The sequence below is a fragment of the Alistipes sp. i18-0019-D1 genome (assembly GCF_042852885.1).
GTDB lineage: Bacteria > Bacteroidota > Bacteroidia > Bacteroidales > Rikenellaceae > Alistipes.
On record NZ_AP031424.1, the window covers coordinates 3,421,395 to 3,442,650 of the forward strand.

Below are 21,256 nucleotides of genomic sequence, written 5' to 3' on the forward strand. Positions count from 1 at the left end.
CAATATCAGCCGGCCCGGATTGACAACGCGGAATCAACCAACCCAAAATTACCCATATGAAACATTACCTACTTTTATTACTGGCTTCCTTGGCCATGTTGACCGGATGCGAGAAGGATGACGATCCCACATCGGTTTCACTTCGAAGCATTACGCGTGAAAAATTCGACTACAAAGGTGGCCTTGCCAGTGCAGTTGTAGATGCCGGTGGACGGGATGTAACGGCGGAGTCGAGCGAATCGTGGTGTCGTACCGCGGTCATCGGTTCGACCGTCAATTTCAACGTTCTTGCGTATACGGGCGATCAGGAGCGTTCAGCCACGGTCACCGTGAAGGCAGAAGGACTCAAACCGCTGCTTATCAACGTTGTTCAGGATAAATTCAGGGGACTTGTCGTTGTGCCCTCGACGCTCATCTTCTCCGATACGGACCGCACGCTCTCCGTTGCAGTAACCTGTTCCGGGGGCTATGACGTAAAATTTACGGAGAATCCGAATAACGCGTTCTCGTTCTTGAAGAGCGAAGACGGCACGAGCGTCAGTTTCACATCGAACAGGGCGTCGAGCCGTGTCGAGGTGAAGGGGCGCGCGGAGTTTACACCCGAAGAAGGCGATCCGGTGATCGTCACGCTTATACAACCTAAAAAGAGCACCTATGATTTCCTGCTCGGCACGTGGAACGTAACCAAAACTGACATTCTTGCCGGGAGCATTCAGAATCTCTCGTCGATCACGTTCGCCGCCAAGGAAAATCAATATTCGTATAAGGTTACCATCAACGATCCCGCCCTCAAGGATTATCCCTTTACGGCCGAGTTCACCGACGGCAAGGTGGTCATTCAGACCGGTCAGGAACTGGGTTTTTCGGGAACGAAGTTCTATACCCTCCATTTCAATGGCCCGAATAACGGCCAAGGCAACTATATTTGGTCGCAGGCGGGCGTGGTTGCATGGGCGGCGGAACCTCTCTTCGACGAAAATGCAAGCACGATCCGGCTCGTGTTCAGCGATAACGGCCAAGGCAATGGCCGGGAGGCCAAGACGCTCTGTTTCTGGGAGAACAACGACCGGTATTGGACGTTTACCGGGCAACTCTGTTTAACCGACGCACTGGAACTTTCCAAAAACTACTAACCGACTCCGAATGCAGCGGGCGGGCCGCAACCTTTGCCGACCGCGGCCCTGCCTGCGCACCGGAACCAAGAACTTCAATGACTGACCAATGAAAAAACTGACCATACTCATTCTGCTCGCCATGGCAGTGGTGTGCCGGGCCTCGGCACAGAACCGCGTGGTAACAGGCACGGTGTCCGAAGAGGACGGTACGCCGCTGACGGGCGCCGTCGTTCAAGTCGTTGGCACGAACAATGCCGCCACGGCAGTGGCCGACGGGCTTTATACACTCAAAAACGTCCCCTCTGGAGCCGTACTGCGCGTCTCCTTTCTGGGATACGATTCGGTCGAGAAGAAAGTCGATGCCGACCGCATGGATTTCATACTCAAGGCGAGCGCACAGGAAATCGCATCGGTCGTAGTGACCGGTATGCAAAAGATGGACAAACGAATCTTTACCGGGGCCACTGACCAATTGTTGGCCTCGGATGTCAAACTGGACGGCATCAGTGAAATCAGCCGCGGCCTTGAAGGCCGTTCTGCCGGCGTGTCCGTGCAAAACGTCTCCGGAACTTTCGGTGCCGCTCCGAAAATCCGCATCCGCGGCGCCACGTCGATCTTCGGTGACTCCAAGCCGTTGTGGGTGGTGGACGGTGTGATCATGGAGGATGTGATCAACGTCGATGCCAATTCCCTGTCGTCGGGCGATGCCACAACGCTCATCAGTTCGGCCATCGCCGGGCTCAACGCCGATGACATCGAGAGTTTCCAGATACTCAAGGACGGCTCCGCGACCTCGATCTACGGTGCCCGCGCCATGGCCGGAGTCATCGTCATCACCACGAAGAAAGGCACGCCGGGCATCACGAAGGTCAACTACACCGGCGAATTCACGATGCGCATGGTTCCCGGCTACTCGAACTTCAACATCATGAATTCGCAAGAGCAGATGGCCGTCTACCAGGAGATGTACGACAAGGGATGGCTCAACTATGCCAATACCGTTTACCGTTCGGAAAGCGGAGTCTACGGCAAACTGTCGCAACTGATCAACACCTACAACCCCGCCACGGGGCAGTTCGCCGTGCTGAACACCCCCGAAGGGCGCAACGCCTACCTGCGGCAGGCCGAGTTCCGCAACACCGATTGGTTCAAGGAACTCTTCCGCAACAGCATTCAGCACAGCCACTCGGCCAGCATCTCCTCGGGCAGTGAAAAAGGTTCTTATTACGCTTCCGTCGGTGCGATGGTCGATCCGGGATGGAGCATCCAAAGCAAGGTGAACCGCTACACGCTTCTGGTCAATACCACGCAGCACATCCTCAAGGACAAACTGACGCTGAACCTCATCGGCAACGCATCGTACCGCGAACAGCGTGCGCCGGGATCGCTCTCGTCGGAGGTAGACGCCGTGTTCGGAACCGTCAAGCGCGATTTCGACATCAACCCCTACTCCTATGCACTGCGTTCGTCGCGCACGCTCGACCCTAATGAATTCTATACGCGCAATTACACTCCGTTCAACATCAAGGACGAGTTGTCCAAGAACTATATGGACCTGAATGTGAGCGACGTGAAATTCCAGGCTGAACTCAAATGGAAGATTACTCCGAAAGTCGAAGTTTCGGCCCTTGGGGCAATCAAATATCAAGCTTCGAGCACCGAGCACCACATCGAGGACGGCTCGAATCAGGCGCAGGCCTACCGTTCGATGGCCACCTCGATCATTCAGAACAACAATCCCTACCTCTACGACAATCCCGATGAGCCGAACCGTGACAAATATTCGATCCTTCCCCAGGGAGGTATCTACAAACGGAGCGACTTTCGCGCCAAGAGCCGCGATTTCCGGGCTTCGATCAGCTACAACGACGCGTTCAATGACAGGCACATTCTGAATCTGTTCGGCATTGTGGAGATCAATGCCATCGATCGCCGCGCCACCTCGTTCCAAGGCTGGGGCCTGCAATACGACATGGGCGAAACGCCGTTCTATATCCTTGACCTGTTTAAGAAACAATTGGAGGAAAACACCCAGTATTACAGTCTGTCCAATACGCGGGAACGCAACGCCGCCTTCGCCGGCACATTCTCCTACTCCTACGACTACCGCTACACGATCAACGGTACGCTCCGTTACGAGGGTTCCAACCGGTTGGGCCGATCGCGTAAGGCGCGCTGGTTGCCGACCTGGAATATCGCCGGCAAGTGGAGCATCGACCAGGAGTCGTTCTTCGAACCGTTGCATCCGGCCTTCTCCAGCCTCGCGCTGCGTCTCTCGTACAGCCTCACTGCCGACCGGGGCCCCACATGGGTCAATAACTCCACGGCCACGATTTACCCGCTGAACCCGTGGCGCGGAGCGACTGAAATCCGGGAGCCTGCATTGAGCATTTCAGCTCCCGAGAACTCGGAACTGACCTATGAAAAAAAGCATGAGTTGAACGTCGGCCTCGACATGGGATTCCTCGACGACCGCATCACTCTTTCAATGGATGCCTACCGGCGCAATAATTTCGACCTGATCGGCAACGTTGTAACAATGGGTTTGGGCGGAGCCGTGGATAAGCAAGGAAACGTTGCGGAGATGAAATCGCAGGGCGTGGAACTTTCGCTTTTCACCCGCAATATCGAACGTAAAGACTTCAAATGGCAGACCAATTTCATCTTTGCCTGGATGGATAACGAGGTTACCAAACTCAAAACCTCGACACGCATGATCAACTATATTACCGGCACCGGTTACTCAATGGAGGGAACGCCGCGCGGGTCGCTCTTCTCCCTGAAATTCACAGGGCTTAACGAGATGGGCATTCCGACGTTCCTCGCAAGTGACGGCAGCATTACCTCGACGAACATCCAGTTCCAGGAGACTGTGAACATGAGCAACCTCGTCTATGAAGGTCCTGTCGATCCTACCATTACGGGCAGTCTAGGCAATATCTTTAAATACAAGGGATTCACGCTCAACGTCTTTATGACCTACTCCTTTGGAAACGTCGTTCGTCTCGATCCGATTTTCTCGAACAGTTATTCCGATTTGACGGCTATGCCCCGGGAATTCGCCAACCGCTACCTCAATCCCGGCGACGAACGGCGGACCACTGTCCCGGTCATCGCCAGCACGCGACAGAATAACGATATTTCCAACCTCTACGTCGCGTATAGCGCCTACAATTACTCTGATGTACGGGTAGCCAAGGGCGATTTCATCCGCATGAAAGAGATTTCGCTCTCGTACGATTTTCCGCAGTCAATCGCTTCGAAATTGCGCATGAGCGGATTATCGCTCAAATTCCAGGCAACCAACCCGTTTTTGATCTATTCGGACAAAAAGCTGCAAGGCCAGGATCCCGAGTTCTTCAATACGGGCGGCGTTGCAGTACCGATGCCCAAACAGTTCACGCTGACGCTTCGTGTCAGCTTCTAAATTCGCTCCGCCATGAAAATCAAACAATTAATATCACGCATAATGCTTCTCGGCGCCGGTTCGCTCACACTCGCTGCCTGCAACGATTTCCTCGACGAACTGCCCGACAACCGTACCGAACTCGATACGCCGGACAAAATCAACCGGTTGCTCGTGTCGGCCTATCCTTCACGCAGTTTCACCCGCATGTGCGAAATCGCATCGGATAACTGCGACGACATGGGAGCGGACAATCCCAACACCAGCCTGCTGCTGGAGCACAACAGCTATTGGATGGACATGAACGAGGCCGAGAACGATAGCAACAAAAATACCTGGCAGGCCTACTACTCCGCGATTGCCGCAGCCAACACTGCTCTGGAAGCGATCGAAAAACAAGGAACGCCCAAAGAGTTGCTTCCGGCCAAAGCCGAAGCCCTGCTTTGCCGGGCCTATTCGCATTTTTGCCTCACGATGCTCTATTGTCTTCCGTATCATCCTGAAAAAAGTGGCGAATACCTGGGAGTCCCTTACATGGAAGCTCCCGAAACAACGCTCAATCCGGTTTATCGCCGGGACAATCTCAAGGAGGTATATGAGAAAATCGACCGGGACATCGAGGAGGCGCTTCCTCTGGTCAGCGACGCCAACTATGCGGTTCCGAAGTACCACTTCAACCGCAGCGCCGCCTATGCCTTTGCCTCGCGCTTCAACCTCTATTATCTGAAGTGGGAAAAGGTGGTCGAATACGCCTCCGAGGTTCTCAGCAGCGCCCCTTCGACCGTCATGCGCGACTGGGCGGCAGTCAAGCATCTGGCTTGGGATGGCTCGGTCCGCACCCTCGACTACATCAGCGTCGGACACTCGTTTAACCTGCTGATGATTCCCCTGGTGACCGGTAACGGATCGCTTTTCAACGCCTGGAGCAGCTCCGGCGCACGCTTCACTCACAACTACCGCGTCGCCAAGAGGGAGACCTACCGCGCGAAGCGGCCGATGGGCGGTCCGTGGGACCGGTGGAAGGACAACTGCATCGAAAAGGTTTATCAGCACCCGCCCTTCATTTGGCAGAACAACGACCATAACAAGATCTACATGCCCAAATGGCCCAATCAGTGGGAGGTAACCGACCCGGTAACCGGCGTAGGAATAGGCCGTTCGACGATGGTGGCGTTCACAACCAACGAAACGGTGTTGAGCCGTGCAGAGGCCTATGTCCATCTCAAGGAGTACGACAAGGCAGTCGCCGACCTCAATGCCTGGATCGGCTCTTTCTATCTGGTCGGACAGAACGGCATTGAACCGCTGACCCGCGAACGCATCGCCGAGGTCTACGGTGATCCGTCATCGGACCACTACATCGCCGAATACACCGCTTTGGAGCCGACATCGCGCAAGCCGCTCCATCCCCACGGCTTTACAGTCGAGGCTGGCGAACAGGAGCACCTCATTCAGACCACGCTCTTTTGCCGCCGCATTGAGACCATCGCCGACGGCCTGCGCTGGGGCGACATCAAACGCTATGGCATCGTGATCGATCGTTTCGACGACTCGGCCTACAACGATGACAATACGACCGGATTCACTGTTGCGGCCACGCTCGGCGAGAAAGATCTTCGTCGTGCGCTCCAGCTACCTCAAGAAGTTATCACAGCCGGATTGGAGGCGAATCCCCGCAATGAGAATTGTCCTGACCATCCCTTCTGCCAATAACCAATTCGCCAAATATTTTATTATTGAATTATGAAACCGACAATCATATCCCTGTTCTTGCTTCTGCTCGTCGCAGGCGCGACCTCATGCGACAAGGACGAACCGGACGGCAAAAGCATCTTCGTCGATCCTGCCGAGGAGAAGACCGAGTTCGATCTTTGGCTCGACCGGCACTATACGGAACCTTATAACATTCGTTTCGAATACCGCATGCCCGACCGCGAAACCCACTTCAACTACTGGGTCTCGCCGCCGCCCGTGGACAAATCGATCGAGGTGGCCAAACTGATCAAATACTCGACGCTCGACGCCATGGCGGAGCTGATGTCCGATCAGAAAGATCCGTTGCTTTTCGCAAAGAGCTATTTCCCGCGGGTGCTCTATTTGGTAGGCAGTTTTGAGATCAGCAGCACCGGGAACACCGTGCTGGCCTCGGCTGAAAATGGCCTTCAGATCAATGTTCTCGGCGTAAAATTTTTCGACCGGGAAAAGGACAGCGAACGAATCGCCGGAACGATGCTTCACGAGTTCATGCATATCCTCGATGGTACATATCCCGTACCGAGCGACTACGACACCATTACGCAAAGCGATTACGTGGGTGACAAGTATGCCCAAAGCGGCAACGATTACATGGAGCTGGGCTTCGTTTCGAAGTATGCACGTTCGAGTCCCGCAGAAGACATCGCCGAAACGGGCGGACGCCTGATCAGCATGAATGAAGAGGAGTGGAAGGCGATGCTCTCCTCGATCGAAAGCGCAGAGGGCCGTGCCAAAATCGAGAAGAAGCGCTCGATTCTCATCGCATGGCTCCGCGACGATTTCGGTGTGGACGTCGCGAAATGGAGCGACATCTACCTGCGGCGTCTTTCCGAGCTCGGAAGCATCGACTGGACAAATCTTGAAGATTAAAATGAACGTATGAAAAAGAGAATCAATATATTACTGCTGGCCGGGCTGCTACTCTCGGCTGTTGCATGCGACGATTCGGAAAATAACTTCAGCGAATCGACCTCGACCCGGATCGAGCAGACGCTTGAACGCTACAAATTCGCATTGCAGGCCGGGAAGACATGGGTGATGGAGTATTTCCCTGACGAGAATCTCGGTTATGGCGGTTGGATTTATATCCTCGAATTCCAGGATGACCGTATGGTCAAGGCCTGGTTCGAGGGGAGCACTTTCGTCGAAGCCGACCCGCTGCGGACGGAATCGGAATATCGGGTCGAATTCTCGACCGGTCCCATGCTGAAATTTGCGACCCATAACGATTACCTGCATTTCTTCTCGTTTCCCGGAGACAACGGCGCCGGCTACCAAGGATGGAAAGGAGATTACGAATTCACGTTCATGTCGATCTCTCCGGCTTTCGACGAAATCATTCTGCGGGGCATTAAAACCGGCAACCGGATTCGTATGACGCCGCTTTCGGGACAATACACTCCGGAGAGCTACCTCGAAACCATCCGCAGCAGCCAATTGGCGATCACCGAGACCGAATTCAAGGTGGTGGCCAATGGCGAACAGATCGGGACACTCACGCGGCCCAATGCGACGCTGATGACCAATTTCCGGCAATATGCCGCCAGCAAGGTTTGGTCGTTCCGCTACAGTTATCGTCGACAGGCTTCCGACGATTATGGACGGCCGAAGGTGGACGAACAAGGAAAACCGGTCTACGAAACGGTCGAAGCCAATGATCCCGTCAGCGTCATCTGTCTGCCGGACGGCATCATGCAGTTTTACGCCCCCTACACGTTCCGGGGTGAATTGTTCGGCCTCCCGAACCAGACGGTGCGAACCTTCAAATGGCAATTGGGACCTACCTCGGCATCGGATTGTTATGTCTGCACCGATTCGTTTCTCGATATCAAACTGGTTCCGTGATCCTTAAAAAATGTTTATTCGGTCCGGATGCCGCCTGCCGGCTCCGGACCTTTTTCCTTTAAAACCGATGAAACACCTCTCTTTCTTTCTGACGCTCCTCCTGCTGACGGCCTGTGCCGGAGACCCGGAATCCGGCCCGGCTCCCTGCGTCGGGCAAACCCCGATACAGGAGTTTTACGTACCCGGCGTATTCCGTATTAAACTGCGCGAAACGACAGCCGAACTCGATACCCGTGCCTTTACCCGCAGCGGTTCCGGCTCGGGAATCGCTGCATTCGATGCCGCCGCCACCCGTGCCGGGGCAACTGCCGTACAGCGTGTCTTTTCCGATGGCGAACGTTTTCGGGAACGCCGCCGCAGGGCCGGACTTCATCTGTGGTACGACGTCCATTTCTCCGGGGCGATTTCTGTCTCCGAGGCCATGGAGCGCTTCGGACGGGTGGACGAAGTCGAGTGCATCGAACCTGTTCCGCGTATGGTTCCCGCCGGGGCGACGGTCTCGCGTGCCGATTTCGGCAGCGCCGCAGACCCGGGCAATGCCTCAATCACCGGATTCAATGATCCGCTGCTGGTCAATCAGTGGATTTACCACCGGGAGGGCGCTGCGGTCGGATCGACGGCCGTGGCCGATCTCAACGTTTTTCCGGCATGGAGCGTCAGCACCGGACATAAAGACGTCGTCGTCGCTGTGGTGGACGGCGGCATCGACTGCACGCATCCCGACCTGGCGGCGAACATCTGGCGCGACGGACAGGGCGCCTGCGGCTACAACTTCTGCCGCCATAATACGGAGATCACCCCCAGCAGCCACGGCACGCATGTCGCAGGCACGATCGGCGCCGTCAGCAATAACGGAATCGGCGTATGCGGCATCGCGGGAGGCGACGGAACGCCCGGAAGCGGTGTGCGGCTGATGAGCTGTCAGATATTCGACGAGCCGGGACGCGATGCCGCGACGATCGAGGAGATCATGGTCTGGACGGCCGACCATGGGGCCGTCATCAGCCAGAACAGCTGGACTTATGTCGCCGGTCTTCCGGACTTGTCGCAGTCGGGCAAAGCGGCCATCGACTATTTTATAGAGTATGCCGGGTGCGATGAGAACGGCAATCAGACAGGTCCCATGAAGGGCGGCATCGTCATTTTTGCCGCGGGCAACGACGGCATTTCCGACCCGGTGTTTCCGGGCGCCTACGAGAAAGTGGTGGCCGTAGCGTCGCTGGGCATCGACGGCCGTAAGGTCGCCGGGTCCAACTACGGTTCGTGGATCGATCTCGCGGCTTTGGGCGGCCATGCTACCGGTGACGAACGATTCCGCGTTTTCAGCACCACGACGAACGGCGGTTACGGTTATTCCGCAGGAACCTCGATGGCCGCGCCACAGGTTTCGGGCATTGCGGCCCTGGCTGTCGCCGCATTCGGTGTGCAAAGACCGGGGTTCACCAGCGGGAAATTGCGGGAAATGCTCGTGGGTTCGGGGCGAAAGCAGTTTACGGAAACGATCAACCCCGAGTATGCCGGAATGCTCGGTAACGGACTGGTTGATGCCGAATACGTTCTTTTCTATGATACCCGGCCGGATCCGGTCGACGAACGTACGATTGCGGTTTCGGGATACCGCACCCATGCGGAACTGTCGTGGCGTGTTCCGCGATGCTATCTGGAGCGTCCTGTCTCATCATTCGATGTTTACATCGACACCCAGGCATTTACAGCCACTACGGTCGACGATATTCCTGCCACAGCCGTCAGGCACACCTTCGTCTCCACAGTAGGCGTCGGCGAGACTTTCACCTGCCGGATCGAGGAACTGGAACCGCAGGAGGTCTATTACCTGGCGATCGTCGGCCGAAGTCCGTCGGGCGTTGCGTCCCGTCCCGTCATCATCTTCGTCCGAACCGGGGAGAACACTCCGCCCGAAGCGACCACAACCATTCCGAATTTCTACTTGCAAAGCGGCGACCCGGCAGGAAGAAGCATCGATCTCTCGAAGTATTTCACCGATGCCGATGCTCCGGGCGATCGGCTTTCCTTCTTTGTTTCGTCTTCCGCGGAAGGGGTCGTGGAATGCCGTATACAGGATTCGGAACTGCTCATACGGCCCCGCGCTGCGGGCCGCACGACGCTGACCGTAACGGCCAAAGACCTCGACGGCGCCACGGCGACTTCGGAATTCCAGGTGATCATCGACGGTACGGGCGCCGCGATGGAGCTTTTCCCCAACCCGTGCCGCGACGTACTCATTGTACGCATTCCGGACGTCGAGGGCGATTTTCCCATCCGGTTCCACAATGCGGCGGGGCAACAGGTGCTCGCCACGCAGGCTTCGATCCGCGCCGGCGACAACGGTAACACAGGGCGCATCGACGTTTCCGGACTTTCTCCCGGGACTTACAGCTGCACGGTCGAGTGCCGCGGTCGCAAACTCAACAGCCATATCATCAAACGATAATCGCAAACACCATGTATATCAGCCAATCGATCAAACACCTTGCCGCGGCACTTTTTTTCGCGGCAGGCGGTTATGCGGCGCAAGCCCAGACCTCCGATGCCGGGATCATGCCGTTTCTCGGTCTGGAAACCAATGCCCGCACAGCCGGTATGGCAGGGGCCGCAACGGCCGTTGCCGACAATCCGCTGGCCGTTTATGCCAATGCCGCATTAAGTCTCATCGGCGAACGACATGCCGGAGGCGCCCTGTTTAACGGACCTTGGAATACGGCTTTCGACAGCGCCAATGTGCTTTACGGCGCTGGGGGATTTTATGTTCCTGACTCACGAAACGCCCTGTTGGCCGGGGTGCGTTATTTTCGCGGTCCTTCGGTCGGGCTGACCGACGAGCAGGGATTCCCCGCCGGAACGGCCCGTCAGCAGGACCTTTCGGCGGAGATCGGCTACGGCCGTCGGATCGGCCGGAATCTGGCACTTTCGCTAACGGCCCGCTACGCCCGTTCCGATCAGGGATTCGGAGAGAAGCCGATGCAGGGCGTCTCGTTCGACGTCGGCGCGGCCTACCGCGGGACGCTCCGTGCCGTGGAGGGCGCCCGCTGGATCGTCGGGCTGCGGCTGGCCGACATCGGCCCTGATGTGAAAGCCTCCGATGGAGAGCGCTATGGCTTGCCAATACGTGGGTTGTTCGGAGGTTCGCTCCATCTGCCCTTCCGCCCGAACCACGTGCTCGGCATCGCCCTCGACCTCGGCCACCAGTTCCGGGGAGGGATCACCGGTCTGGCCGCAGGCGTCGAATATACCTTTTTTCGGCACGGCGTCGTGCGCGGCGGATACCACTTCGGTCAGAAGAACAAAGGAGCCGGCAATTACGCTTCGTTGGGTTGCGGATTCATTGCAGGCCCCGTGCGGTGTGACGCCGCATGGCGCTTGGGCTGCGATAGATTCAATCCGCTCAACGACACGTTTCTCTTTTCGGTCGGATTTCTGTTGTAAACGGCGGTCGGCATCCATACGAAAGCAGCGGCATCGGAAGATGCCGCTGCTTTTTCCGTTGCAGGTCTGCTACTCGTCAATCCGGATGCAGCGGATCGCCGCACCTCGGTCGGAATAGGTGTTCTGTGACTTGCAGGTAACACTCCGTTTGGTCTCATCGCTCGGGAATCCGACATCCGTTACGAAAGCTCCGACGTGCCCCCATGGGTTATAATCCGGTCCATCGACATAATAGGTCGCACAGGAACCTCCCCACGTATTTCCGTTGCAGGAGCCGTCCGAATTGTGCCAGTGCTGCGCACCTCCCGTCAGCGGAAAGAACCACTTGCCGTCCAGCCAGATACCGCGTCCGCTTTTCGAAACATCGATCACGGCGTTAGGCTTTTCATTGTCGGTCAGCGCCATCCAGGCCTGCTTGCTCATCACCTTCCAGCCCCGGGGACACGGGTCGTAAATCGTCTTTACACCGTACGCATCCTTCGACGGATTGCCCCAGGCGGCCAATCCGGCCTTGTCGGTCAGGTAATTTTGATTTTTGTAAAGCCAGAGGTGGGGGTTGGTCCTGCCCAGGTTGAACGCATCCTGCGACACATAACCCGCTCCGAGCGCCGCGTTGATGTCGATGGCGACCGTCACCTTCGTGTTACCGATAATCTGATGATGCGCCTCTCGGCCCCATGCTTCAAAAGTGCCTCTGTCCAGCGCGGGAATTGGCGTATAGGCCGGAGAGAACCATAATCCGGTCATGTAATAGGCGTTGCCGCTCATATAATCCGGCAGACCCGGGAACGGATCTTTCCGTCCCCACTGGTAACAGTTGCCCGAGGTCCAGGCCAGGTCGACGGACTCCTGCTGCTGGTTAGGCTTGATGCTGGCCTGCGACCAGTCGATCACGGCGCCCAGATTGCGGCCCATAAAGGTATAGCCGCCCTTTACGATGCAATTCTCCGCTGCATCGGGGTCATATCCCTCCGAGAACACGATATTCCAGCTCCAGAGAACTTCAGCATTCGAGATGCGGTTATCCGCGTCGGCCTCGATCTGGTCGTAGTTGAGTTCTTTGTCAATGGCCGCAATCACCACATTGCCGTTGACGAACGTTTCGGGCGTATCGAAATGGATATAGCCGTCCTTCTTGAGTTTCACGCTGTTGAGCACCACGGGCGACGCCTGTATCCACGGCAGATAGCCCGTCTGCAAACAATTGTACCACAGTACGAAGGCGGCTTTCGGTTCGATTTTGAGGTCCTCCTCCGTGTAGGAGAGGTCGCCGCAAGTCAGCGCCTTGCCGTTACCTTTCACGTCGGCACGGAAGCGGTAGAACGTATTGGCCGCATTGACATAATAGGTGTTGGCTGTACCGTCTGCGCTCAAATCGATGACGGGAAGCGCATCCTCGGGGTCGAGCGTAGCTTCCCCTTCGACAACCACCGTTCTGCCTGCGGGAATACCTCCGTTGGACGGAGCCTTCACGGTGGCGAAGATGTACTCCTTGCCATTGACGAGGGCGACGGCTTCGAATGTTTCACCAGCATGTCCGGGTGTTACGACCAAATGCAGCACCAGTGCCTCGGTGTCGGACGTATTGCCTAAACAGTCGAGTCGCACGGCATTGGAAACTACAGCCTCGGAGACGTTCACTTCACCCGTGCGCAGATCGACCGTGGCGTTTTCCATCGACACGGCGGCATTTTCGTTCGAGACGCAACGGAAAATCACGCCCTCGAGTTTTGCCCGCAGGTCGGTCGTCAGCCGGATTTCGAGTGCTGAAAAAAGATGTTTGAATTGCAGGTTGACGGCGTTGTCGCCCTTTTTGATCCCGCGCGTAACGGCGTAGAGAAAATCATGGGTTGCCAAAGTCGCCATCGGATCGCTTTCCGAACGGGTCTGCACAGCGGGCACCGACACCGGGACGGCCGTTGCATCGACTGCGGCTCTGTCCGTATAGGGATAGCATGCATAGAAATCGTGATCGGACGTTTCATCGGCCCAGCGGATCACATTGAGCCGGGAAGCAGCTGTAAAATCGCTCGTCGCTCCCGACACAGCCGCCTTGTAGGCGAAATTGGCTCCCAGGTTCTTTCCGCCGGACTCGGCGAAGAGACCGATCAGATCGTTTTTGACCCAGTTTACCCGGAGCGCTGTTTCCGTATCTTCATAGGAGGTCCGGACTTTGGAACCGACAGTTGATCCCGAGAAAAGGATCTCGCCCTCCTGCGGTGTCGGCGACACGGTGTCGCCGTTTCCGGCGCATGCGACCGTCAGCAAGGCGGCCAACAGAATTATATAGTTTCGTTTCATCGTGTTCTAAATGTTTTAAGGTTACTCCCAACCTTCCCATTTGTCGAGGTCGTCAATCTGTCCATCGCCGTCAGTTGCATTTGGATCGAAGAGTGCTTTGTCGACGGCTTCCTTAAGGATTTTCTCCATTACGGCATAACCTGCCGCACTGGGATGCACACGGTCGTCCGGTGTCCAAGAGTATTCGAGTTTCAGTCCGTTCTGATCGTCTTTGAGCGCGGAATGGTAGTCGGCATAAACGAAGCCTCTCTCTTCGGCATACTGTTTCAGCAGCCTGTTCAACTCGACAACACGCTGTCCAAGATCGGCATGGGTGGCATTCCACTCCTCGCTCTGCCACCAGATCCGGTTGGCCGGGGGCGTCGAGCCAATGACTACCTTGAAACCTCTTGCAGCGCCTGTTTCGGACATCAAACGGATGTCTGCGAAAACTCGTTCGATCGAGCAGGGCTGTCCGTCGTTTTCAGCCAGGTCGTTGACCCCGCAGGCGATGACCACGCACGCCGGATCGTTGACAATTACGTCGTTGTAAAAACGCGCACTGATCTGGAGGGAGGTCTGACCGCTGATGCCCTTGGGCAGGTAGTCGTTTTCGGAAAAGAAGGTCTTGTTGTCGGTACGTCCCTGCCATACTTCCGTAATGGAGTTGCCGATCAATACGGCTCGCGGACCCTCCAGACGCCCTTTGGGCATTGCCGTCGTCTGCTCGCGAACGCAGCGCAGCTGGTAGCCCGCTCCCGTATATGAGTTATAGGACGAATATCCGCCCAGACTACCCTGGACCGGGTAATAGTTGCCGCTGGCGCTGGAACTGGTCAGCACGAGCATCTTGTTGGTGAGCGAACGGATATGGCTGCCGTTGAAGGCCGACTGTCGCTGTCCGGTATAGGGGAAGTAGAGATCGTATGCACGGGAGTAACGCCCGAACGGTTTTTCGTCGAGTTCCGCCGCGCTGCCGAGGGCGAAATCGAGGGCTTCGGGCGGTGCCACTTTCCAGCCCGCGGGACACGGGTCGTAAATGCTCTTCAGATTGTCGCCAACGTATTCGCTTCCCCACAACCAGAACCATCCGGTCTGATTCTCGGCCGAGCCTGTATTATTGAACCACGAATAGGAAGGGGAGTACCAGTTGTCGGCCTGAACGCCGCTGACCTCTTTGGCCATCCAACGGTAGGGATATTTCACCGACAGGGCAACGGCGTCGTCGACGGTCTTGTCACCCACGGCATAGGCGTTATTTGCACCGATCTTGCCGAACATCATGTTCCGGGCGCCCCAACTCTCGGAGGAATAATCCTGCTGCAATTCTTCGATAGGCGTATAAGTCGGAAGTCCCCAGTACATCTCGCTGCCGAATCCCGTGTCGTCGTACTCCGCAGCTGCCGGGAACGGGTCCTTGCGCCCCCACTGGTAATAGTTGCCTAAAGCCCAGGCCGCAACGCGTTTATCCGAGGAGTTCATCGCCTCGCGTCCGGCCATGGCGCCCAGATTACGGTCCATCATCGTATAACGGCCTACCTGCCGCGATTCAGCGTCGCAATCGTAATTTTCGACAGCCCAGATATTCCAGCTCCAAAGGACTTCGCCGCCGGCATCATAAGCTGCAATCAGGGCATTGCCGGGAACGAACTCGGCCGGGGTAGTGAAGTAGACGTTACCTTCCCAGTCGTCGTACTCTACGGATTCGATAATCACGGGGCTTTCGCGTACCCAGCCGTCGGTCGTTTTCGGCGAATTGTACCACACGAGTTTTGCCACCATAGGCTTGATAGCCAGATCGGTCTCAGAGTAGGATTTGCTTACAGGATGGCCGTCTACCGAGTACGAATAGGTGCGCGGCGTTCCGTTGCCCTTGGTCGTCGCACGGAACTTATAGGTCGTACCTGGTTTGGTTACCAGATAAGTATTCGCCGTACCGTTGGCGCTCAAGTCCTCCGCGATGCGCTGTGGAAATTTGTAACCCAATGAGAATATGGTCAACCGTCCGGCAGGAATTCCTGTTTCGGGAACGGTCACCGATCCCAGCGACAGATGCTTTTCTCCGTAATCGACCAGCACTTCCAGTGTTTTTCCCGCTTCTGCGGGATTCACAGCCAGGAAAAAGCTCGTCGGCGTGCGTGAAATCGTCGCTTGTCCTTCGATTTCATAGTTTATCTCGGCCGTCGTCTGCTCTCCGGGTGTTACCGCCCCGTTCCGCAGATTCAGCGACCCCGTTTCGAAAGCCAATATCCCGCCGTCGGTACTGCGCAACGTTATGTTCCTAACATCCGATAATGTCCGGTCGGCGGCAAGTCGGAGTTCGATGACTGCAGCAACGCTTTCGAATGACAAGGATATGGTTTCGACAGGATCTTTCACACCCTTGCTCACGGCATATAAATTGACCAGTTGTTTCAGATGCTTCGTAGCGCCCGCCGCTCCTTTCTGTTTCGAAGCAATCGCCACCGGAACAGCCGTCAAATCATCATATGTCGTACGATAAGGATAATAGGCGTAGAAATCGCGTGAGGCAGCATCGGCGCTCCACACGATTCGCCGGTCCTGCGAAGGACAGACGAACTGCGTATTTGCTGCCGATGAAAAGGCCGCATAATAAATATTGGCATGCTCGACGGTCTCGCCGTCGGCTGCAAACAGTCCGATCCGGTCTACATCGGCATTCCAGATCAGATCAAGTCCTTTTTCAGCCGGGTCCACAGTCTTGAATGAAGCCGATCCCTGGAATGAGACCACATCCGGATCAGACGATCCATTCTGCGTGGGATCTTTTTGACAGGCAGCGATAACCACCGTCAAAAATAGAAGTGTTAAGAGTCGCGGTTTCTCCATAATTTGAGGTTGAAATTTAAGGTTGGTGTCATTGGAACCCTCTCGACGTTCAAAAATACCAGATACGACAAGTTCCAAATGATATTTCAAATATACGCAGACCTCATTCCTCATAGGGCGAAAATCGTACATAATAAGGCCAATTTTAGTTGCCAGACTATAGAAGGCATCTTGTCTGCATCCTGATTGCTCTGTTTCATAGTCCTTAATACGGAAAAACTCCGTAAAATATATAGGATTTTTCTTTTTCGGCGATTTTAGTATTGGTATGGTCTTTCAAGCTATTTGACTATCTTGGATTAATGAGTAATAGGTATTTTTTGCACCGATATTTTGACGAGAAATTCAAAGCTGTTTACATTTTTACTTCTATATCAAGGTGAAAAAGACCGCTGAATTTACAGGTTTAAGTCATGACATAGTAAATAATATTTACTGCAAATTACGAATACGTATCGCTGAACCTTGTGTGGCAGAAAGTCCCTTTACTAACGGCGAAGCTGAACTCGATGAGAGTTACTTTGGGGCACGCTATGTACGCGGTATCCGAGGAAGAGGAGCGAAAAGCAAAATCTCTGTTTTTGGAATGCTCAAACGTGGTGATAAAATAATAGCAAATCTTTTCTTTTGGGGTTTATACAGTCCGGTCGTCGAGTAAACCACATTTCAGATAACCTACTGCAAGATATGAAAGATTTGCAGAATTGGCAAATGAAAAAATCTTAAGCTAATAACAATTCGAAATAGTAAACATATTGAAATCGCTTTGGATTTTAATGTCGTTTCATTATATAGATGCAGATTTCACCCTCCTGCGCTGGAGTTCATAGCCGACTGAAATGTTCAGAACGGCGAAGCAGTCCCAGCCGATTACGACAACTCAAAGCAAGTAGTGGGAAGAAAATATTTGCCACCAGGCGACCGGTAGGCGCAACGGACCAATATTTCTGCATCAGACCTCCGGGCAGCTGGCGCCGGCAGCGGCGGCGACGGTAAGGAGCCGCCGCGATTTCGGCTACCTTCGCATCTCAATTCGGTAGAAACCGCGCGCTGACGTTTTATAAATCATAAAGTTTTGAGTTCAGATTTCGGACCCGCTACAATGAAAAACAAGAGGTTGGAACGATTGTTCCAACCTCTTGTTTTTGCGTGCAAACCCTCCTGTAAATACAATGTGGAAACAACGGCGGGCCGCTCCGAAGGGCGGCCCGCCGTAAAAACTGTGGAGGAGTGTTTATTTCCTCTTCACGATCACATCGTCGATCCAGACACGGTTGCCCACCGACTTTTCATTGCGCGTATACAGCTGGATGAGGGTCGTGGCCGTGACGTTTTCGATCACCACGCGGTGCTCTGTCAGCCGGTAGGTCCGGAGCTTGTCTGCGCCGTACTCGGTCGGAAGCTGGTGCTTGAGCAGTATATTCTCCTGATCAGCAGCGGCTACCGTCATACCGTCGGCTTCGACGATCCGGGCGCCGTCGGCCACTCTCAAACGAACCCAGACACCTTCCTTGCCATCGATTACATAGGGGTTCTCCAAGCTATTCGACGTGCGGTTCGGCTCGACGTACGGCGACGAACGGAACGTCAGCACGACCGTCGTCGGAGCGGTCAGCTGTGTCAGGGGAACCGCCAGGTAGCCGTTGCCCGATCCGGTGCCGAATTTCACGAGGCCTGCGGTCATGTAAGCGCGCAGCACATAGTCTTCCGTACCTGTTTTCATTTTCGCGGCATCCCATTGCGAGAAGAACAGACGGTGGTAATCGGCCGGATTCTTGCCTACGCCATTGTTAGGGTTATTCATGTTGTTGACCGGATTGGCGCGCGAATAGGAGAATTTAGTCAGGTCTCCCGTCAAGTCGAGTTGATTTTGCGCTCCGTTGGGCCACATGCCGAATGCAAGGTGCTCGCCGTTGCCGCCCCACCAGTGTTCGTTGAAGTCGGCGTAGAACAGACAGTCCGAATGGTCGGCCTTGGCCGTGGTCGTGAACTGGAACTCACCCCAATCCGAATCGCCGAACTTGGAGGCGTCACGCGTCACGCGTTTGACGCGTACCGTATAGGTTGTCTGCGGCTGGAGTCCACCCACGACGAAACGCCGGTAGGGGAATCCCGCGATAGGCATCGACCACTTCGAGAAATCGTAGACCTTCGTCGATCCGTTCAATATCTGAAGCGATGCCTGCGTGTCCTCCTGCTCCGAGGCGTCGATGTTCCACTCGAAGACAGCCATGTTGTGTGTCACGTCGAACCCGCTGTACAGCTGTGCCACGGGTTTGGTGAGCAGCGGCCGCGTCCGTATGGCGACATCCTCCGAGAACTTCGAATCGTACTCGGAATTGCTTTCGTAGAGCGCCTGTACCGAGACGGCATAGTCGCTATCGGGCGTCAAGTCTCCGAACGTCGCCGACAACTGTTCGCTTTTGACCGTCTGTTCGCCGATCTGTGCGCCGTTCTGTTTGAGCACCGCCTTGTAACCGGTGGCTCCGCTGACCGCTTTCCACGAAGGAGTGACGGTGTAGGCGGTTGACGAAGCCGTCACCTCCGGGGTCTTCAGCGGCCCGGCGACGTAACCCTCCGTGCCGAGCAGGATGGAAACCTTTTCCGAATTGAATTCGGGGTTGGGTTCGTAGAGTGCCACGACATCGATGAGGTAGAATCCGGGCTTCAGCTCGTCGAACTGGTGCGAGAATGCGCCGTCGGCTCCCTCGTCGGCGGAAACGACCACTTTGTTTACGAACGAGGGATTCTCCTGCGGAGCCAGTTTCAGTTCATAGCCCGTGGCATCGGGTACACCGGCCCAGTCGACCTTGATCCAATCCGCTCCTGATGAATAGACGAACTGCTCGGTGTCGATCTTGTCCAGCGGTTCGGTGCGCTCCTTGACGGCGGATGCCATCACCGAAATATTGTCCAGCTGGAAACGTCCTTTGCCGTCGGTTTTGGTTGTCGTCCACTTGAACGAGGTGGCCGAGGTGGCGCCGTTGACGACGAACGTGCAGTTCGTCCACTTGGCATTCGCCCAGCCCGAAAAAGTCGGCAGGGATACCTCGCCGCTGCCTTCGATTTCGCCGGCTCCTTCGGCCGAGAAGATGACCTTGTCATCGGCCCCGTCGTAGAGCGATACATCGAACGAGACGACGACCGTCTGCGGCGCCGACGTGAGCTGACTCATCTTGGGGGTCTGAATCCAGCCGTTGCCGCTGCCCGTGCCCAATTTGATGTATCCCGGATGCTCGTAAACGCGTGCACCCGACCAGTCGGCCACATCGCGGTTCGTGCGATACAGGATGGTCATCGTGTTGAACACGTCGTTGGTTCCGTCGGCACCGACCTTGCTTTCGTAGGTTCCCTGTTCGGTTCCGTTATACTCCTTGCCGGCGGTTCCGCCCGAAGGATTGGGCGTCACGCCGCTCTTGTTGGCCATCAGGTCGCTGCCCCATACGAATTTGCCGAAATCCATGCTGAAGATAAAATTCGAGGACTGAATGTTCAGCGGAACCACATCGTCGAAGATCGTCTTGCCCTCGATGACCATCTTCATATTCAGCTTCACGACGCCGATATCGGTAGGGGTTCCCGTAATCGGCAATTCGATCTTGCCGTCGCCTTCGCTTTCGATCGTTCCCGAATAATCCTTGATCGCCAGGCCGCGGCTGTCGCCGTCGAATGAGAAATCGATCTCGACAGGCTCACCGCCTTTGGCCTTGCTGTAGGCGATAGCCAGGAGTGCCTTCGATTCAGAATCAGATTTGAGTTTACCCGAAAGTTCCGGTTGTTTCACTTCGAACGTACCGTCTTCCTGCGCCACCGTCACGTCAACAGAGGTGCCGCGCGCAGCGTCCACGATCGTTATCACGGCTTCACGTTTCGCCCCGACGTTGCGGTCGGCGATCACCGTGATCCATTGGTAATCCCGGCCGTTGCCGGCTCCCTCTGCGGGGTCGAGCCGCAGCCAGGTCGCCGTCGGTTCGCCTGCGGCATCCTTGCATGCCGCCGATGCAGACCATGCTCCCGGTACGCGAACCGAGACGCGAGTGGTCGCATCCTTGTTATAAGCCACACTCACCTCGTCGGTATCGCGTGTCAATTGACTCACCTCGTCGGTACGGTCTTCGGTACAGCCGACAACGCCAAAAGACAGGAACAACGCGGTTGCAGCCATCCATTTCGTTAGTTTCATAAAATTCAGTTGATTTAGAGTGATACTATTGAACAATAGTTTTCAGGAAACATCCGGTGATGTATCCTGCCTCCAAGAAAATTTAGATCAACTTGCGTTACAAATATAAAAAAAAATGTTCCGACATGCAACTTTTTTCTAAAAAATCGAATATATCTCGATTTCACAGACTTCTTCACAGCGGGCAATTTATTTTTTCATACCATTATTTCTGCTTTTACAACAAAAAAACATCCTAAAAACATATTTTAATCATATTTTAATTTTATTTTTTCTTGCTTTTCTATTTTTTTTCTCTACATTTACGAAGACAAAATTTCTTTAAAGCACACATTAATCACATACACCAAACCTAAAAACGACTTAAAAAACAAATGA

The 21,256-nt window shown here is 55.2% G+C and carries 11 protein-coding genes; 8 read left to right on the forward strand and 3 right to left on the reverse strand.

Annotation, left to right across the window (positions count from 1 at the left end):
- Window positions 1–56: 56 nt before the first annotated feature.
- From ACGHP5_RS14260 to ACGHP5_RS14290, 7 genes are all read left to right on the forward strand, one after another.
- Window positions 57–1,133, forward strand: a complete 1,077-nt coding sequence (locus ACGHP5_RS14260; RefSeq protein ID WP_390567347.1) for a BACON domain-containing protein — start codon at window positions 57–59, stop codon at window positions 1,131–1,133.
- Window positions 1,134–1,221: 88 nt separating this feature from the next.
- Window positions 1,222–4,542, forward strand: a complete 3,321-nt coding sequence (locus tag ACGHP5_RS14265; protein ID WP_390567349.1) for a SusC/RagA family TonB-linked outer membrane protein — start codon at window positions 1,222–1,224, stop codon at window positions 4,540–4,542.
- A gap of 12 nt (window positions 4,543–4,554) precedes the next feature.
- Window positions 4,555–6,234 (forward strand): RagB/SusD family nutrient uptake outer membrane protein, encoded by a 1,680-nt coding sequence (locus ACGHP5_RS14270; RefSeq protein WP_390567351.1) that lies wholly within the window; start codon window positions 4,555–4,557, stop codon window positions 6,232–6,234.
- A 30-nt stretch (window positions 6,235–6,264) separates the two neighbouring features.
- A complete protein-coding gene (locus ACGHP5_RS14275; RefSeq protein WP_337756337.1) occupies window positions 6,265–7,146 on the forward strand; it encodes a putative zinc-binding metallopeptidase in 882 nt (293 codons plus the stop codon).
- A 9-nt stretch (window positions 7,147–7,155) separates the two neighbouring features.
- Window positions 7,156–8,121 (forward strand): DUF4302 domain-containing protein, encoded by a 966-nt coding sequence (locus tag ACGHP5_RS14280; RefSeq protein WP_337657663.1) that lies wholly within the window; start codon window positions 7,156–7,158, stop codon window positions 8,119–8,121.
- A 67-nt stretch (window positions 8,122–8,188) separates the two neighbouring features.
- Window positions 8,189–10,573, forward strand: coding sequence for a S8 family serine peptidase (locus ACGHP5_RS14285; RefSeq protein ID WP_390567353.1), 2,385 nt, complete (start codon window positions 8,189–8,191; stop codon window positions 10,571–10,573).
- 11 nt (window positions 10,574–10,584) lie between these two features.
- Window positions 10,585–11,565, forward strand: coding sequence for a PorV/PorQ family protein (locus ACGHP5_RS14290; protein WP_390567355.1), 981 nt, complete (start codon window positions 10,585–10,587; stop codon window positions 11,563–11,565).
- A gap of 69 nt (window positions 11,566–11,634) precedes the next feature.
- Here ACGHP5_RS14290 and ACGHP5_RS14295 read toward each other — a convergent pair whose 3' ends face one another.
- Both ACGHP5_RS14295 and ACGHP5_RS14300 read right to left on the reverse strand, forming a co-directional pair.
- On the reverse strand, window positions 11,635–13,866 hold the full coding sequence (locus tag ACGHP5_RS14295) for a fimbrillin family protein (protein WP_390567357.1): 2,232 nt from the start codon (window positions 13,864–13,866) through the stop codon (window positions 11,635–11,637).
- Window positions 13,867–13,887: 21 nt separating this feature from the next.
- A complete protein-coding gene (locus ACGHP5_RS14300; protein WP_390567358.1) occupies window positions 13,888–16,563 on the reverse strand; it encodes a GDSL-type esterase/lipase family protein in 2,676 nt (891 codons plus the stop codon).
- 511 nt (window positions 16,564–17,074) lie between these two features.
- Here ACGHP5_RS14300 and ACGHP5_RS14305 point away from each other — a divergent pair.
- On the forward strand, window positions 17,075–17,353 hold the full coding sequence (locus tag ACGHP5_RS14305; protein ID WP_390567360.1) for a hypothetical protein: 279 nt from the start codon (window positions 17,075–17,077) through the stop codon (window positions 17,351–17,353).
- Window positions 17,354–17,929: 576 nt separating this feature from the next.
- Here the strand turns inward: ACGHP5_RS14305 and ACGHP5_RS14310 are convergent.
- Window positions 17,930–20,878: a BACON domain-containing protein gene (locus tag ACGHP5_RS14310; RefSeq protein ID WP_390567362.1), complete on the reverse strand. Its 2,949-nt coding sequence runs from the start codon at window positions 20,876–20,878 to the stop codon at window positions 17,930–17,932.
- Window positions 20,879–21,256 lie beyond the last annotated feature (378 nt).

Excerpts from the sequence above, each read along its gene's own strand:
- ACGHP5_RS14265 (WP_390567349.1), top strand. The coding sequence starts at position 1,222 with ATGAAAAAACTGACCATACTCATTCTGCTCGCCATGGCAGTGGTGTGC.
- ACGHP5_RS14310 (WP_390567362.1), bottom strand. The coding sequence starts at position 20,878 with ATGAAACTAACGAAATGGATGGCTGCAACCGCGTTGTTCCTGTCTTTT.
- ACGHP5_RS14270 (WP_390567351.1), top strand. The coding sequence starts at position 4,555 with ATGAAAATCAAACAATTAATATCACGCATAATGCTTCTCGGCGCCGGT.
- ACGHP5_RS14280 (WP_337657663.1), top strand. The coding sequence starts at position 7,156 with ATGAAAAAGAGAATCAATATATTACTGCTGGCCGGGCTGCTACTCTCG.
- ACGHP5_RS14275 (WP_337756337.1), top strand. The coding sequence starts at position 6,265 with ATGAAACCGACAATCATATCCCTGTTCTTGCTTCTGCTCGTCGCAGGC.
- ACGHP5_RS14295 (WP_390567357.1), bottom strand. The coding sequence starts at position 13,866 with ATGAAACGAAACTATATAATTCTGTTGGCCGCCTTGCTGACGGTCGCA.
- ACGHP5_RS14260 (WP_390567347.1), top strand. The coding sequence starts at position 57 with ATGAAACATTACCTACTTTTATTACTGGCTTCCTTGGCCATGTTGACC.
- ACGHP5_RS14285 (WP_390567353.1), top strand. The coding sequence starts at position 8,189 with ATGAAACACCTCTCTTTCTTTCTGACGCTCCTCCTGCTGACGGCCTGT.
- ACGHP5_RS14290 (WP_390567355.1), top strand. The coding sequence starts at position 10,585 with ATGTATATCAGCCAATCGATCAAACACCTTGCCGCGGCACTTTTTTTC.